This window comes from Planococcus sp. BI3 (assembly GCF_056680115.1).
In genome coordinates, this window is sequence record NZ_CM155266.1 from 1457795 (window position 1) to 1473120 (window position 15326).

15 protein-coding genes are annotated in these 15326 nt (G+C 47.3%); 4 read left to right on the forward strand and 11 right to left on the reverse strand.

Annotated elements, in window-relative coordinates:
• The 3 genes from AC1MEO_RS07415 to AC1MEO_RS07425 all read right to left on the reverse strand — a co-directional run bounded on the left by AC1MEO_RS07415 (nucleotide 1) and on the right by AC1MEO_RS07425 (nucleotide 3603).
• Nucleotides 1-1215, reverse strand: a complete 1215-nt coding sequence (locus AC1MEO_RS07415; RefSeq protein WP_480335340.1) for a metallophosphoesterase family protein — start codon at nucleotides 1213-1215, stop codon at nucleotides 1-3.
• Nucleotides 1216-1460: 245 nt separating this feature from the next.
• Entirely contained in the window at nucleotides 1461-2711 is a 1251-nt protein-coding gene (locus tag AC1MEO_RS07420; RefSeq protein ID WP_480335342.1) for an ABC transporter permease, read from the reverse strand.
• The gene (locus AC1MEO_RS07425; RefSeq protein WP_480335343.1) at nucleotides 2704-3603 is read right to left on the reverse strand and encodes an ABC transporter ATP-binding protein; all 900 of its coding nucleotides are present in this window, start codon (nucleotides 3601-3603) and stop codon (nucleotides 2704-2706) included. Before AC1MEO_RS07425 ends, AC1MEO_RS07420 begins: the two co-directional genes overlap by 8 nt.
• 127 nt (nucleotides 3604-3730) lie before the next feature.
• Between AC1MEO_RS07425 and AC1MEO_RS07430 the strand changes: the two genes are divergently transcribed.
• Nucleotides 3731-3916, forward strand: a complete 186-nt coding sequence (locus AC1MEO_RS07430) for a YhzD family protein (protein WP_480335345.1) — start codon at nucleotides 3731-3733, stop codon at nucleotides 3914-3916.
• A gap of 41 nt (nucleotides 3917-3957) precedes the next feature.
• Here AC1MEO_RS07430 and AC1MEO_RS07435 read toward each other — a convergent pair whose 3' ends face one another.
• The 3 genes from AC1MEO_RS07435 to AC1MEO_RS07445 all read right to left on the reverse strand — a co-directional run bounded on the left by AC1MEO_RS07435 (nucleotide 3958) and on the right by AC1MEO_RS07445 (nucleotide 6312).
• Entirely contained in the window at nucleotides 3958-4737 is a 780-nt protein-coding gene (locus AC1MEO_RS07435) for an enoyl-CoA hydratase (protein WP_480335347.1), read from the reverse strand.
• Nucleotides 4738-4826: 89 nt separating this feature from the next.
• Nucleotides 4827-5174 carry a YlbF family regulator gene (locus AC1MEO_RS07440; protein WP_480335349.1) on the reverse strand — a complete coding sequence of 116 codons (348 nt, stop codon included), beginning with the start codon at nucleotides 5172-5174 and terminating at the stop codon, nucleotides 4827-4829.
• Nucleotides 5175-5196: 22 nt separating this feature from the next.
• Nucleotides 5197-6312: a DUF445 domain-containing protein gene (locus AC1MEO_RS07445; protein WP_480336049.1), complete on the reverse strand. Its 1116-nt coding sequence runs from the start codon at nucleotides 6310-6312 to the stop codon at nucleotides 5197-5199.
• Nucleotides 6313-6420: 108 nt separating this feature from the next.
• Here AC1MEO_RS07445 and AC1MEO_RS07450 point away from each other — a divergent pair, with 108 nt between their 5' ends.
• Nucleotides 6421-6624 carry a YheE family protein gene (locus tag AC1MEO_RS07450; protein WP_480335350.1) on the forward strand — a complete coding sequence of 68 codons (204 nt, stop codon included), beginning with the start codon at nucleotides 6421-6423 and terminating at the stop codon, nucleotides 6622-6624.
• 109 nt (nucleotides 6625-6733) lie between these two features.
• Here AC1MEO_RS07450 and AC1MEO_RS07455 read toward each other — a convergent pair whose 3' ends face one another.
• Both AC1MEO_RS07455 and AC1MEO_RS07460 read right to left on the reverse strand, forming a co-directional pair.
• A complete protein-coding gene (locus AC1MEO_RS07455) occupies nucleotides 6734-8488 on the reverse strand; it encodes an ABC transporter ATP-binding protein (RefSeq protein WP_480335352.1) in 1755 nt (584 codons plus the stop codon).
• 2 nt (nucleotides 8489-8490) lie between these two features.
• Nucleotides 8491-10227 (reverse strand): ABC transporter ATP-binding protein, encoded by a 1737-nt coding sequence (locus AC1MEO_RS07460; protein WP_480335354.1) that lies wholly within the window; start codon nucleotides 10225-10227, stop codon nucleotides 8491-8493.
• Between the two features lie 502 nt (nucleotides 10228-10729).
• Between AC1MEO_RS07460 and AC1MEO_RS07465 the strand changes: the two genes are divergently transcribed.
• Both AC1MEO_RS07465 and AC1MEO_RS07470 read left to right on the forward strand, forming a co-directional pair.
• Complete coding sequence (locus tag AC1MEO_RS07465) at nucleotides 10730-11248, forward strand: universal stress protein (RefSeq protein ID WP_480335356.1); 519 nt, start codon at nucleotides 10730-10732, stop codon at nucleotides 11246-11248.
• 223 nt (nucleotides 11249-11471) lie between these two features.
• Complete coding sequence (locus AC1MEO_RS07470) at nucleotides 11472-11864, forward strand: phosphatase (RefSeq protein ID WP_480335357.1); 393 nt, start codon at nucleotides 11472-11474, stop codon at nucleotides 11862-11864.
• A 351-nt stretch (nucleotides 11865-12215) separates the two neighbouring features.
• On the opposite strand, the gene kynB is transcribed toward AC1MEO_RS07470, so the two are convergent.
• The 3 genes from kynB to chrA are packed head-to-tail and all read right to left on the reverse strand — an operon-like array spanning nucleotide 12216 to nucleotide 15285.
• Entirely contained in the window at nucleotides 12216-12839 is a 624-nt protein-coding gene (kynB, locus tag AC1MEO_RS07475) for an arylformamidase (protein WP_480335358.1), read from the reverse strand.
• Nucleotides 12840-14093 (reverse strand): kynureninase, encoded by a 1254-nt coding sequence (gene kynU, locus AC1MEO_RS07480; protein ID WP_480335360.1) that lies wholly within the window; start codon nucleotides 14091-14093, stop codon nucleotides 12840-12842. It lies immediately after the preceding gene.
• A 19-nt stretch (nucleotides 14094-14112) separates the two neighbouring features.
• Nucleotides 14113-15285 carry a chromate efflux transporter gene (gene chrA / locus AC1MEO_RS07485; protein ID WP_480335361.1) on the reverse strand — a complete coding sequence of 391 codons (1173 nt, stop codon included), beginning with the start codon at nucleotides 15283-15285 and terminating at the stop codon, nucleotides 14113-14115.
• Between the last annotated feature and the right edge of the window lie 41 nt (nucleotides 15286-15326).

Sequence of the window (15326 nt, forward strand, 5' to 3'; positions counted from 1 at the left end):
TCACTCTCCTGCCCGCATGCTGCGCCGAATTTTTTGGGCAGCTGCCAATTGAAGATCTGCGGCCGATTGATCTGCCAACGGCTCTAAAAAGCGGCTGCTTTTCGGATGCCTGTATAAATCCTTCAGTACCACTTTCCATTCTTCTGTGCTCCAGCCTTCGATTGTCTGCACCAATGCAGCCGCGAGTGGAGAGGGTTCTGTTTCAGTAAGCGCCTGTTGCAGCTGAATCCCTTGGATCCAGATAAAATGATCCAGCGCATCCATCGATTCCTGCAATGTTTCCAAGAGTTCATTTTCCGGAATTTCAGCTAAAAGCTGAAAACTCTCTGCATCCATCTCGGTAAACATTAGATCGACTATAGCTGTTCCGGCTGCTTCCCCCACAAGGCTAAGCTCTCTTCGGCAGGCATCGATCAATTCATTCATATGGAGGATTCCCTCCATTGAAATGGCCACCTGATTAAACTGAACGACTGATGTCGGAATAAATGCTAAAGAAGTCTCTCTTTTCGACAAAGTCACATCGTAAAAGCCTTTTGTTCCGGATTCCTTGCGGTGGCGCCCCTGGATGTTGCCGGGGTAGACAATGGACGGCTCCCGGTAAAGCTCCTGACGTTTGTGGATATGGCCAAGTGCCCAATAATCATAGTGTTTGCTGAGCAGCTGCTCTTTTTTAAAAGGTGCGTAAACAGCATGTGTTGCATCACCTTCCAGGCTGCCGTGCAGCATGCCAATATGGTAGCCCTCTGTCTGTGCCGGAGGATACTGCTCAACCATCGATTCACTGACATGGCGTTTGCCATAGCTGAAACCGGTAAAGATCACAGGTCCCCCCTCTGTTTCCAGTTTGAACTGGGAAACCGATTCATCAAACGCATGGACATTTTTCGGCAGTTCAAAACGCGTCCAATTGCCGCTCAGGTGATCATGGTTGCCATAGCTGATAATCACCGGAATCCCTTGTTCCGAAAGCAGCTGCATTCCCTGCTGAAAACGGGCTTGCGCGCGGATGCTGCGGTCTTCTCCGTCGTAGATGTCTCCGACAATCAGCATAAAGTCAGGCTTTTCATCCAGCGCATATTGAACGAGCCGATCAAAAGCATCCAAAGTGCTGTCCTTCAGCTTTTTCCATTGTTCCTTGCGTAAACCTTTCATGCCGATGAACGGACTTCCCAAATGCAAATCTGCCGTGTGGATAAATCGAATGGATTCCATAATTAACTCCTTTTAAAGACCGAATATTTGTTCTTATTTTACCATGGAAATCCCATAAAAAAAACTGTTTGCAAGAAACTTCCTGCAAACAGCTGGTTATGTTAATTAAAACGAGCAAGGGTTAAGAAATTGCTCCAAGTGGAGAAAGTCACCAACTTCAAGTCTTTCTTCCAATGCCTTTTCTGTAATATAAATCACGTTTTTGAAAGAGCCTTTATTATCGATAAACCAAGCTCTTATCTCGATTATTTATTATTTCCTAATCGAATGGCTTTGCGGATGTCCTTCAGCGATTGGGACGAGCCGTACATCAGGACCCCGCCGCGATAGACACGGGCACCGAACCAGCCAAGGATGCCGATGGTCACCAGCATGATCGCAATGGACAGCAGCGGCTCCCACAGCGGCAGATCCAGCATGCCGACACGCAGGAACATGACCAAAGGCGCGAAAAACGGAATGAACGATGCAACGGTCACGTAGCCGGCTTCCGGTATCGAAATGCCCGAAAATGCGATGAGCGATCCGATGATGATCAAGATCATCATCGGCAGCATCAATTGCTGCACATCCTCTGTCCGGCTGACGAGTGACCCCAGCAATGCCGCAAGCACCGCATACAGGAAATAGCCCAACAGGAAAAAGAGGATGGCAAACAGGAAAGTGCTGATTTTCACTTCAGAAAAGCCCATGACGCTGAAGAAGCCTTCCGTTAAATCGGTGCCTGCCGTTTTAATTGCGAAATAGCCGGCCAGCCCGAATATCATCATCTGCAGGATGCCTAAACTTCCGATGCCCGCAATTTTCGCGAACATATGCTTAACCGGCGACACGCTGGAGATGAGAATCTCCATGACGCGGGAAGATTTTTCAGTCGCCACTTCCATCGCAATCATGTTTGGATAGTAGATGACTGCCACATAGATCAGCATGATCAGCACATAGACAAGCCCTCTGGCCTGGCTCAACTCTTCCTGTGATTTGGATGATTCTGAAATGGCCTGCCGTTCAAACTCGACCGGCATGAACAATTGGCCTACCTGGCTATCATCCAAACCGAGCGATTCAGCAGTCAATGCCGTATGTATGGCCTGAACCGCATTTTCAATTTCCATGCCACTGCCCATTTCGTTGGCGGATTCCGAGACATAGCGGGCTCCCAATTGGCTATTCTGCGTCAAAACCAAATAATCATCAATGGTACCTTCTTCAATGCTTTGCTGCAGTTCTTCTTCCGTCAGAAAGGTGGGTACAGCTTCGATGCCGCTGTCCGCCAAATCAAGCTGGTTCTGCAGCTCCGGTATCAGCACACTGGTTTCATCAAGGACATGCAGCGTGTTCTCTTCAGCTCCATCACCATCAAAAATGGCGATGATATTCGGGATGTTCGCCAACAGGAAAAAGGAGGCGACGACAATCAGTGTCGTTATGATAAAGGATTTCGTTCTTGCTTTGGTGATAAATGCCTGCTTGAAAATGATCCAGAAACTATGCATGATTTTTCCCCACCTTTGCAATGAAAATTTCTTCGAGGGAAGGGTCTTCTACTGCAAAATGACGTAAGGTTCCCAATTCCATGGCTTTTTCCAGGAGAACTTGCGCCACATTTTCATCTGTGATCTGAAATAACGCTCCGTCTTTTGTTTTGGTGTAATTGTCGACACCCGCTATTGCACTTAACTGGCTAAGGTCGGCGTTCATATTCAAACGGACTTTCTGTTTGCCGAATGACCGTTTCACATCCTGGATTGAGCCTCCAACCACAACTTTTCCACGATCCAGAATGCTCATATCGTCACATAGTTCCTCGACATGATCCATTCGATGGCTGGAAAAGACGATTGTTGCTCCCTGCTTCTGAAAATCCAGGATGGCTCTTTTCAGCATTTCCACATTAACCGGGTCGAGCCCCGAGAAAGGCTCATCCAGTATCAGCAAGGAAGGTTTATGTAAGAGCGACGCAATCAATTGGATTTTTTGCTGATTGCCCTTCGATAACTCTTCCACTTTTTTCTGGCCATAATGCGGCACTTCAAAGCGCTCCAGCCAGGCTGCCGTTTCGCGCTTGGCATCCGCCTTCGTCATCTTGCGCAGCTGCGCCAAATAGACCAGCTGCTCTTCAACCTTCATCTTCGGATAAAGCCCGCGTTCCTCCGGCAAATAGCCGATATCCGGACTGCTTGCATATGTAATGGGTTTTCCTTTCCAGCGCACGGTTCCATGAGTGGGATCCAGCAGCCCCAGAATCATGCGGAACGTGGTCGTCTTGCCTGCCCCATTGGCACCGAGGAAGCCGTGCATCTCCCCTTCTTCAATCGACAGCGAAAGATTATCCACCGCTGTAAAATCACCGAATTTTTTTGTCACCTGTTCTACATGTAAAGCCATTTCCGTCCGCCCCTCTCTTTCTACTTATTACGAAACATCTGACGAAATGTTTCAAAAATTGCAGGACTTTTCAAAAGAAACCCTTTATACTTAAAATGAATAACCATTCAGAAAGGACTGATTCCGCATGAGAACATATAAACTGACAGCGTTCGAAACAAAAGGAAAACAGATATTAGATGAAACATTTACTGCCGAAACAGATGAAGAAGCACGTGATAAAGGACAAATCATCCTGGAAGAGAAAGAGTTGATCAACCAAACCCATCGCCTGGCGTCACCTGCCGGCAAGCTTCTTCTTTTCCATTCATAGGACCGAAAAAAGCATGGCGGAAAATTCCCGCCATGCTTTTATTATTGACCTTTAAATTCAGGTTTGCGCTTCTCGACGAATGCCTGGATGCCTTCCAGGTGATCCGCTGATTTCCGCATAGCTGACTGTGCTTTCGCTTCCATTTCCAGCACTTGCTCCAATTCATCGACTTTCAATTGATGAAGAATATGCTTGGATGCCAATTTGGCACTAAGCGGCGATGCTATCGCTTCAGCTGCATAGCTTTCAGCTTGCTGGAGGCTACGCCCTTCAGCCGTCACTTCTTCAATCAGGCCTTTCGCCAGAGCGTCATGCGCTTTTAACGTCTGTCCCGCCCATATAATCTGCTTGGCTTTCGGCACGCCGACACGTTCTTTCATAAAGAAATGGCCGCCGCCATCCGGCACCAGGCCGATGCCGATAAAATTCATGGCCAATTTGCTGTTTTCTTCAGCAATGACGTGGTCGCAAGCCAGCGCGATGCTGAAGCCGAGCCCTGCCGATGCCCCGTGGATTGCGGCAACTGTGATTTGCGGCAAGGTGTAAAGCGCTTTTGCCAAACGGCTGACATCCTTCATGACCAATTCGATATCCATCGGATTTTCCGGATCCATCATTTCCTTGATATCGCCGCCGGCTGAGAATGCTCTTCCTTCACCGCGGATGATCAGCACTTGCACCGTGCTATCCTGCAGCAGCGATTCAAAGCAATCCGCCAATTCTTTCATCATCGTTCCATTCATGGAGTTCATTGATTTCGGGCGATTCAGAACCAGTTGGCCGATTCGTCCTTGTTTCGTCAATCTAATCGTCTCATACATAAAAAAAAGACACCCCTTCGTAAAAATGAATTGTCATTCACCTTTACGTATTCGGTGTCTTTCTTTAAAAATCCTTTATTTCTGTAAAATTACATGCTTTCGTATAGAGACTGTACTGGTTTAATCAAAACACGGTTTACTTCTTCAATCATTTGGCTCAATCCCATTTCGGCTTCAAGCATTGCCAGGATCTTTTCGTTTTGCTGAGCTGCTTGTGCAGTGCTCTGCGCGTCCATCATTTCTTCTTCAGTTATTTCTTCACCTTGTGTTTGTTTTTGCTGAAGAGAGATCTGCAGATCGCGGAAAGTCTTGAACAATTCGTTTGCTTCGTTATCCGATGTTACTTGTGCTACAGCCTCTTCCAATTTCTTGAATTCGTCTGTTGAACGGAACGTGCTTTCCAATTTGTTGATGTCGTCATAAATGTTTACTGTCATTTTCATCAATCTCCTTCTGTAGTCAGTTTAGTATCATGACGAAAATCCCTTGGAAGATCCCGATGAATCCTCCCAGAAAAGCGCCCAATACGGTAATCATCTTAAATTCTCTCCGTGAAATCCCAAGCACCAATTCTTCCAGGCGGCTGAGCGGCAGAGAATCGACTTGCTGTTTCACCATACCTTCCATATCAATCTTCAATATGGTTTCTTCCAATTTATGCTCTCCTTGCTCGAAGACAAAGTCTGTCACAAGTGGAGTAAAGTTAACACTTGTCCATTCTAACCCTCCAGGCCAAGTCTCTGCAAGTGTTGCGTTCAAACGCGTGGATACTGCTGCTTTTTCACGGACATACTGCTTTACTGCTGCCAATGCCGTATCAAAATCAAATTCCTTCAACAGTTCGTCGACTCTTCGGTCCTGCACCTTTTCCCATTCACTATACGCCAAAGTTCCTACAAGCTCAAAAGTTCTCGGCGAATTAAGGAATTTGATGATTTCCGGTTGGATGCGGTCGACCAATGGCTTCGACTCACCGAGCAGCGAATGCAGCATATGGCCGAAACGCCCCCGTGATTCCAGGAACTCGTCCAACAGCGACTTGATGGTTTGTCTGCCGTGCGGAGACTCAAAGTAAGCTGTTCCCTGATCGATTGCATACTGCACGCCTTCAAACAGCTTTGTCTCCGTTTCCGCTTTCCAGTTGTCAGGCATCAGTTCACGGATGGTCTTTCCTGCAATATAAGATTGCAGCGAGTCTTTCTGGAGATCGACCAATTCATCCAGCTTTGCCTCGATTTTAGTATCCATTCCGGTTTGCCCAGCTGCAAGAAGCCAGTCATTAAAGGATTTCGGCGAATCAAACACGTGCTTGCTCAACTGCCGATTGATCCATTTCTCCGTTTTCACATGCATTTCTTTATTGAAAAAACGCTTTTTGAAAGTTTCCGGGGTTAAAAGATGTTCAACGACGGTGCGTCCCAATTGCCGGGATAATTCATCGCGCCGTTTCGGGATCAGCCCGGGAGTCAGCGGAACGCGCCATTTCCCGATATATTTTGCCTCGTAAGGCCAAAACAGCATTTTAATTGCCAGATGGTTGGTGACGCCACCAATTAACGCGCCTACGACTGCCATAAAAGCCAATGTCCATATAATATTCACTTTTGTCACTCATTTCTTTTTCTGCTTTGTGTATTCGGTGGAATCCCCTATAATGAAAGGGTAAGGCAAAGGAGGATCTTCATGCTTCAGCATTTTAAATTCAAGCCGATGTTCGAAAATCGTCAACTGCCGGGATGGGATATTTCCTTCTTTTACAAAAATGAGCGGATTTCCGGAGAATACCATCCGGATGGCAGCATCGTGTGGCGCTCAAAGGCACCAGAGGACGAAGAGACCATCAAAACCATGATCCACGAGCTGATGCTCTACCATGTATACGATTAAAGCGCGGGAAAGTTCCTGCGCTTTTTTTCGTCCGCCCTTTTAATTATAGGGAACGCCGGCCGAATTTAACAGCGATAGCTTCGTGAACTCAAAAAAAGGGAATGCCCCTTTACCCAACAGATTGGGTTTGGGACATTCCTGATTGAATTTTGTACATCTGGAAATAGGTACCGCCAAGCTTCATCAATTCCTCGTGGGAACCCGCTTCTGCAATTTCCCCTTTTTCCAATACCAATATGCGATCGGCATTTTTTATTGTCGACAGACGATGGGCGATGATAAATGTCGTCCGGCCTTTTTTCAATACATTCATGGCATGTTGGATGATTTCTTCTGTTTCCGTATCGATGTTGGAAGTTGCTTCATCCAAAATCAAAATCGCCGGGTCGAACGCCAGTGCCCGTGCAAAAGACACCAATTGCCGCTGTCCGGAAGAAAGCGTGCTGCCTTTTTCCACGACCGGCTCATCAATTCCTTTCGGCAGATGGTCTAATACCCGATCGCCGCCAACTGCGGCCAAGGCATCAATCACCATTTGCCTGGTGATCCGCTCATCTCCGAGCGTGACATTCGACTCGATCGTTCCACTGAACAAGTAAGGATCTTGCAGCACAATGCCCATGTGTTCTCTTACCGATTGCCTTGGCATCTCGTTGATATTGATGCCATCGATCGTTATGGCTCCTTCACTGACGTCGTAGAAGCGGAACAGCAGGTTCATAATGGAACTTTTGCCCGAGCCGGTATGGCCGACCAATGCTACTGTTTCCCCCTGCTTCGCTTGAAAAGAAATATCCTTCAGAACATATTCCTTTTCTTTATAGGCAAACCAGACTTTCTCAAAACGGACATTGCCCTGATAGCGTGCTATCTTTTTATCCACTACAGGCTCGCCGCTTTGATCCAGCAATCGGAATACCCGTTCAGCAGCCACTAATGCCTGTTCCAGGCGGCCAAACTGATTGACGATGCCGCTGATCGGATTGAACAGACGGATGATGTAGTCGATGAACGCATACAGCACACCAACTGTAACCACTGCGCTGCCCGACATGGAAGCTCCGCCAAAATACCAGACAAACAAGATAAAGGTCATGGACCGCAGCACGCCGACCAAATTATAGGAAGCCGCTCCTTCAAGCACCAATAATTTCTTCTGGTATTTATAATGCTCATCGTTCATTTCCTCGAATTCATCTTTCATCTTTCGTTCCCGGCGGAATGCCTGGATGATCGTCATCCCCTGGATCGACTCATTGATCATGGCGTTCATTTCACTGACTTTTTCCCGCACGATGTGGTTGTAGCGGGCCGCATATTTGCGGTAGACCAGCATCCAGACATAAAGCAGTGGAATCAGCACCAATGTCATGGCTGCCATTTTCCAGTCGAGATAAAACAATGCAACATAAATGCCGCCCATATACATGAAACTTGTCGCAAATTGAGACAATACCGTCACGAACAAATCACGGATTGCTTCTGTGTCGTTGGTGATGCGCGATACCACTTTGCCCGCCGGCAGATTATCAAAATAGCGGATCGGCAAGGTCTGCGTGTGTTCATAAACATCATTGCGCATCTTCCGGATGATCCGGTTGGCCCCTTTCTGCAAAAGAATGGATTGCCAGTAGCGGAAAATCGCGGTGACGATCGCCAATACAAAGAACAAAGCCAGCAGGTAAGCAATCGGTTCAAAGTTTACTGTGTCTCCTGAAACTGCTATGTGGTTATCGATGATTTCCTTGGCAATCAGCGGTGCTGCGAGATCCGCAGCCACTGCAATCGCCAGCATCACCAATCCGGCAATCAAAACGCTTTTAAAATTCAGTGCATAGTGTACTAATCGTTTTCCTGTCCCCATGTCTACACCTCCTCGATTTGCTGTCGGAGGAATTGTTCATTATACCAGCCGTTTTTTTTCAGCAAATCATCATGAGTTCCTGCTTCTATAATCTTCCCATCATCCAGCACCACAATCCAATCGGCATGCTTTACAGCCGACAGCCGGTGCGTCGTGATGATCGTCGTCTTGCCGGAACGTTCTGTTTGGATGTTCTCAATGATGCGCGCTTCTGTTTTCGCGTCTACCGCTGACAATGAGTCATCCAAAATCAGGATTTCCGGATTTTTAATCAATGCCCGTGCGATCGAAATCCGCTGTTTCTGGCCGCCGGACAATGCCACTCCTTTTTCACCGACGAGCGTATCCAGTCCACTTGGCAATAATGCCAGATCCTTTTCGAAGGAAGACAGGCGAAGCGCTTCAATCAGTTCATCTTCATTGGCATCCGATTTGCCGAACAGGATATTTTCCCGGATGGTCCGTGAAAACAAGACGTGGTCTTGGGGCACATACCCGATCCAGCTGCGCAATTGATCTTTCGTCAATTCCTTCAATTCGATGCCATTCATGAGGATGGACCCTTGTCCGGTCGGATATTCCCGCATCAATTGCTTGACGAAAGTCGATTTCCCACTGCCTGTCTTGCCGACAATGCCAAGCGTCTGTCCACTGTCCATTGATAAATTGATGCCTTGAAGATTGATGGAACTTGATTGTGGATAAGTGAAACTGAAATCCTTGAAGCCGATGCGTTCTGGACGGCCAGTTTTGGCAGGCTCTTTCGGATCCGTGACATCCTCTGGATAATCCAATGTTTCATTGACACGGTCCAGGGAAGCATTTCCCCGCTGCAGGATGTTGATCAGTTCCCCGATGGCGAACATCGGCCAAACGATCATGCCCAGATAGACATTGAATGCGACCAGATCGCCAAGGGTCATCGTTCCATCAGCGACTAAAAATGCTCCGTAGCCGAGCCCGATCATATAGCTGATGGATGTCAGCACCTTGGTGACCGGCGCAAACAATGCGTCAATTCGTTCCACAGCCATATTTTTTTCGTAGACGTCATCCGTCATATCCGCAAATTGCTGCTCAGAAGCGCGTTCCTGGACATATGCCCGGATCACTCGAACGCCTCCGACAGATTCCAGCACGCTGTCGTTCATATCACCGAATGCTTCTTGAGCTTCCATATAGCGGACATGGATTTTCTTGCCCAGTATTTGAACGATAATTGCCATGATAGGCAATGGAATCATTGCCAGGAACGTCAATTCCCATGAAACCAGCATACCCATGGCGACTATGATGGTCGCCATATACAAAGTGGAGTCCACTAATGTTAAAATGCCAAATCCCGCTGTCTCCGAAATCGCCTTTAAGTCGTTAGTGGCACGTGCCATTAAGTCACCTGTCCGGTTCTTCTCGTAAAAAGTCGGAGTCATTTTTAGGAAATGCCCCATCAGGCTGGAACGAAGCTGGCGTTCAATGACATATGCTCCGCCGAATAACTGGTACTGCCAGACAAAATTAATCAAATAAGCCAATACCATGGCTGCTGCCAACACAGCGATATACTGCCACATCAGCTGCGCAGTCAATTCTCCCTGCGCAATGGCATCAATGGCAACGCCGATCAGCCAAGGCGGAATAATTTCTAAAATATTTGCAATGAATAGCAGAACAACAGCCGTGGTGTACCGCAGCCAATTTTCTTTAAAAAACCATTTTAATTTCCATAACACATCAAACATTATTTACGCCTTCTTTCTTTTTTCCAAATCCGCTAATCGTCTCGCAGCTGCCTCATATCGAACATCTCCCCCTCGATTTTCATCCTGCTTGAACGGTCAGTGGGGATGAAGAAATCCCTGCTGAGTTTGTAGTTTCCATCCATCTAAACAGTTCTAAAAACTGTTCAAACCATAAAAAAGCGCACGCCTCGTTTATGGGCGTACGCTCATGAAAACAGGACAATTTTACAGACCTGTCCTGAATACTTCTATTTCCGAAATAAGCTCAGGAAAAAAATACAGGAGGATCTGATAATGATATTAAAATGATTTTCTTAACAGTTTGGATCCCTTTCATTATCAAAACCTCCATTTCCTTTTATTTGTTAATTCAAGAGTACCAAAGTCTTTTTTGAATTGTCAACATTTTTCGAAAATACTTTCTTTCCAAAAAATAACGGATGTTTCATTCTGAGGTTCGAGGGTAATTTAGAACTAAGAGAATCAGGGTGAGGTGAAGGAAATGTATAAAAATATCGCAGTGGCGTATGATGGGTCTGACGGAAGCCGGATTGCATTCGACAAAGCAGTGGAACTTGTCAAAGCATTGCCGGATTCCAAGCTTTCAGTTATTTATGTCAATGAAGATTATCGGGAAAGCGTTGGCTATATGGATGTAGGCCATGCTTCAGCTCCTGTTGTTTCAGCTAATGTGGACAGCAATTATGCACAGTTTATGCCTCCTGGAATCGGAGACGAGGGCTTCAGTCCCCCGAAAGATTATGATAATACAGTAGTCGAATATTCCAAGCACATGCATAATTCCATTCAACAGCAGCTGGATGCACATGATATCAAAGCATCTGTCTTAGCACTGGAAGGAAATGCGGCCAAGACGATTTCCGCTTTTATCGAAGAACAGAAAATCGATTTATTGGTCATCGGCAACAGCGGAAAATCAGGCTTGCAAAAATTCTTTGTTGGATCCGTAAGCAAAAAACTGATCAAGGATTCACCAAGTTCGATATTGGTAGTCAAATAAAAGATCCGATTTCCCGGCAATTGTCTAGTTGCCGGGAAATCGGATCTTTCCGTCTCAGTATACATAATTATCACAATTCCATCACATAATTAGTAGTTTATTTCCTTAATGGATGGGTAAAGATTACTAGTAGCAAAAAATCGGTTTGACCAACAGGAAGAAGGGATCACCCATGCCAAGACATACTGTTTATTTTTTATCTTCCCACCAAGATCGTGGTCTAATGGCCGAAATTTGGGCTAATCGGCTTATGCTTCCTGATTGGGATATTCGCAGTGCTGCCTGGACACAGGATTCACAATCCTCTTTCAATGACATGCCTTTAGAAGTGATGAAAGAAGTCATATTGGATTTGCCGCCCGTTGAAGTACGGACCTACAACCCGGAAGAAGTGGGCGAAGCTGACCTGATCATCGCTCTGCATGATGGAGAGTTGGAGCAGGGAGACATTCCAACTGACTTGCCCAGCCAAAAACTGTTGCGCTGGGACATCCGCAATCCGGAGCTTCGCAGCACAGACAGTACAGAACAATGGGCACTTTATCAAGAGATCTGCGATGAGATTGCCATGAATATAAAAAGCATGGAGCCTTATTTCCGCTCAGATTACGTATAAAACCTTCACCAGTAATTCTGGTGAAGGTTTTATTTGTGGTTCATGGAAATATCATTTTTTTATCATTTCCTTGAAACTGTATAGATTTGAAGGGCGCTTCCGCTTTTCTTTGTCCAGTTGCAGTGCCTAGCTCTTCGGGATGTAAGCCACTCCGTCTGTGCGGCTGAAGAGATGCCGCTTTGCCAGATTGTCTTACACCTGTCAGAGCTGAACAGGCACTTTCGCTTTTCTCATTGTCTAGCTCCAGCGCCCAGCTCTTTGGGTCATAAGCCAACCCAGCTGCGTGGCAAAGAACGCCACACTGCAGGTCTGTCTTATGCCCGGCAGAGCTACACGGGCGCTTCCGCTTTTCTAGATATAAAGTATTGCCCGTACCGGACTGCCTTCTGCGCCTTTTATCTTTAGCGGCAAGGCAGCTAATCGGTAGACCCCTGCTGCCACATCATCCAATACGATGCCTTCCAGTATAAATCGCTGATGGCGGTTCATTGCCTGATGCATCGGCAATTCTTTGCTGGTTTCAGGATCCACGGATGGCACATCGACTCCAAGGAGCCTCACGCCATTGTCAGCCATCCATTCTGCAATCGACTCATCAAATACTGGCCACTTTTCAGGAAATTTGCTGCGGTCTGTCCAAGACATAGTTTTCAGCAATAAGGTCGTGACGCCTTTTTCAAGCGTAGCCAAATCCGCTGCGCTGATTGTACTCAATCCGCTGACATCCACGACCTGGGCTTTTGATAAATAAATATCCAGCGGAAGCTCGTGGATCTGGATGCCTTGATCATCGTAATGGAAAGGGGCATCGACATGCGTGCCGATATGGGTGCTGGACTGCAGCTTCCCGACATTGACTGAACCGCTTTGCTCTTTGGTGACGGACAGTTCATAGCTGAACGGCATATCTCCTGGCCATTCCGGGGTTGCATTGCTCAATTCCATGGAAATATCAATGATTTTTTTAGGTTCCATTCAAGCCACCACATTTCGTTCATTGCTGAAATTTTTATAGGTTTCATTGTCCATGATGCTCTGCAATTTCTCTGCTACTTTCTCTACGTCGCTGAACGATGTGTAGAAAGCGACCGGTGCCAGGCGGATGATATTCGGCGCACGGAAATCCGGAATGATTTTAGCTCTTTTCAAGGCTTTGCAGATCCGTGCTGCTTCCGGATGGGAAAAGGCGATATGGCCGCCTCGTGCCTCGTCTTCACTAGGGGTAACATCGATCAATTCAGGAACTTGATGTCCAACCAACTCCCTTAACAGACGGGTCAGCTGCAGCGATTTTTGTCGGATTGCTTCAATACCCGCTTCCTCGAACAGCTCCAGGCTTCCCAGTAAAGGAGCCATGCTGAAAATATGCGGTGTACCGATCTGATAGGCGCCTGCACCCGGTGCTTTCGAAAATTCATGGTCCATATCAAATTGGCGTGTTTTATCAGAACCGAACCAGCCGGCATTGCCGGGCAGCAAGTCGTGATGCCGTTCATGCAAATAAAGTCCGCCGGTTCCGCCCGGTCCTGAATTCATGTATTTGTAATGGCACCAAACGGCAAAATCCACTCCGTCTTCGTGCAAATTATGGGGCATGGCACCAATCGAATGTGCCAAATCAAACCCGACCAGAATGCCTTTTTGATGGGCCGCTTCCGTGATTTCACGGATCGGCAACAACTGGCCGCTCCGGTACAGCACAGACGGCAGCAGCAGAACAGCCACATCGTCCCTCAGCTGTTCGAGAATATCATTCAGCTCCAGCGTATAGCCGTCTTTGCTCCCTATTTTGCGCATCGACTCAGCCGGATCCAGTCCTCGCAGACGCAGGTGGCTTTCCACTGCATAGATATCCGAAGGAAAGTTCAAGCTGTCCACGATGATTGCAGAACGCTCGGACGTCGGCTGAAACACGGTCGACAGCATCTGGTGGATATTCGATGTAATCGATCCAGTCACCATCACTTCATGCGCTCCAGCCCCGACCAAGGGTGCAACACGTGCACTCATCGTTTCCGCTAAGGTGAACCAAGGATGTTCGCCTTCTGTCCAGCCATCAATTCCGAATGTCTTCCAGCTGTCCATCAAGGCCTCCAATTTTGCTTCAGAACGTCTGGACATCAAGCCAAGTGAATTGCCATCCATGTAGACCGTTTCCTTTTCCACAAAAAACTCCTGTTTAAAATTCGCTAACGGATCCTGTTGATCTCTTTCTTTGCTCGTCACCATTGCCATCCTCCTCTAGCCTTTAAATCGCATAAGCGATCGCACCCAGCACCGCCGTCACCAGTACGACAAGCCACGGGGCCAGTTTAAAATAGACTAACATTGTGAAGGCGGTTATCGCAATGGCAAAGTCGACAGGCCCACGAATTCCAGAAGTGAAAACAGGATCGTATAAAGCGGCCAGCAAGATGCCGACCACGCTTGCATTAACCCCTTTCAGGGCTGCCTGCACACCTGATTTTGTCCGGATGATGCTCCAAAAAGGCAATGTTCCAATGATTAATAGAAATGACGGCAGGAACATCGCAATCACAGCAATCACCACTCCCCATCCGCCATTCATCAATTGCCCCAAATAGCCGGACAGGGTAAAGAGTGGACCCGGAACGGCCTGTGCGGCACCATAGCCGGCAATGAAGGCATCGGGCGTCATCCAATCCGGCACCACTTCACGCTCCAGCATCGGCAGCACCACATGCCCTCCACCGAAGACGATTGAACCGACACGATAGAAAATATCAAAAATCGCAAACGAAGTGGATTCAATAAACGGACGGATCAGCGGCAAGCCGATCAATAAAGCGGCAAAAACGGCCCAAGCTGCCATGCCGGTCTTTTTGCCGAAGCTCAACACCAGTTTGACCGGTTCCGGCGCTTTCTCTTTTCGGTAAATGGCATACCCAAGGATACCCGCTCCAATAATCACTCCAATTTGAGCCCACGTTGTGGGAATCAGCAAGATCAGAATCGCCGCTCCAACTGCAATGGCAATCCGCTGCCGATCCGGTGCTAAACTTTTCCCCATCCCCAACAAAGCGTGCGCAACAACTGCGACGGCGACAATTTTCAATCCCTGTATCCATCCACTGTCAAACGAACCATTGGTGACGACAAGTGCAAATAACAGCAGCAGGATGACTGAAGGCATCGTAAATCCGAACCAGGATAAAAATCCGCCGAATATGCCGCCCCGCAGCATGCCGATGGAAATCCCCACCTGAGAACTTGCCGGTCCCGGAAGGAATTGGCAAAGCGCCACTATATCTGCGTAAGCCTTGTCGTCCAGCCACTTTCTTTTGGTGACATACTCATCCCTGAAATAACCGATATGCGCTGCCGGCCCTCCAAAGGACGTCAGCCCCAGCTTTGTCGAAGCTTTTAAAATTTCTGCATAGGTGTTCCTTTTCTTAGCCATAGCTCTCTCCTTTAAATTAAAGATTCTATCTATAAGCATAA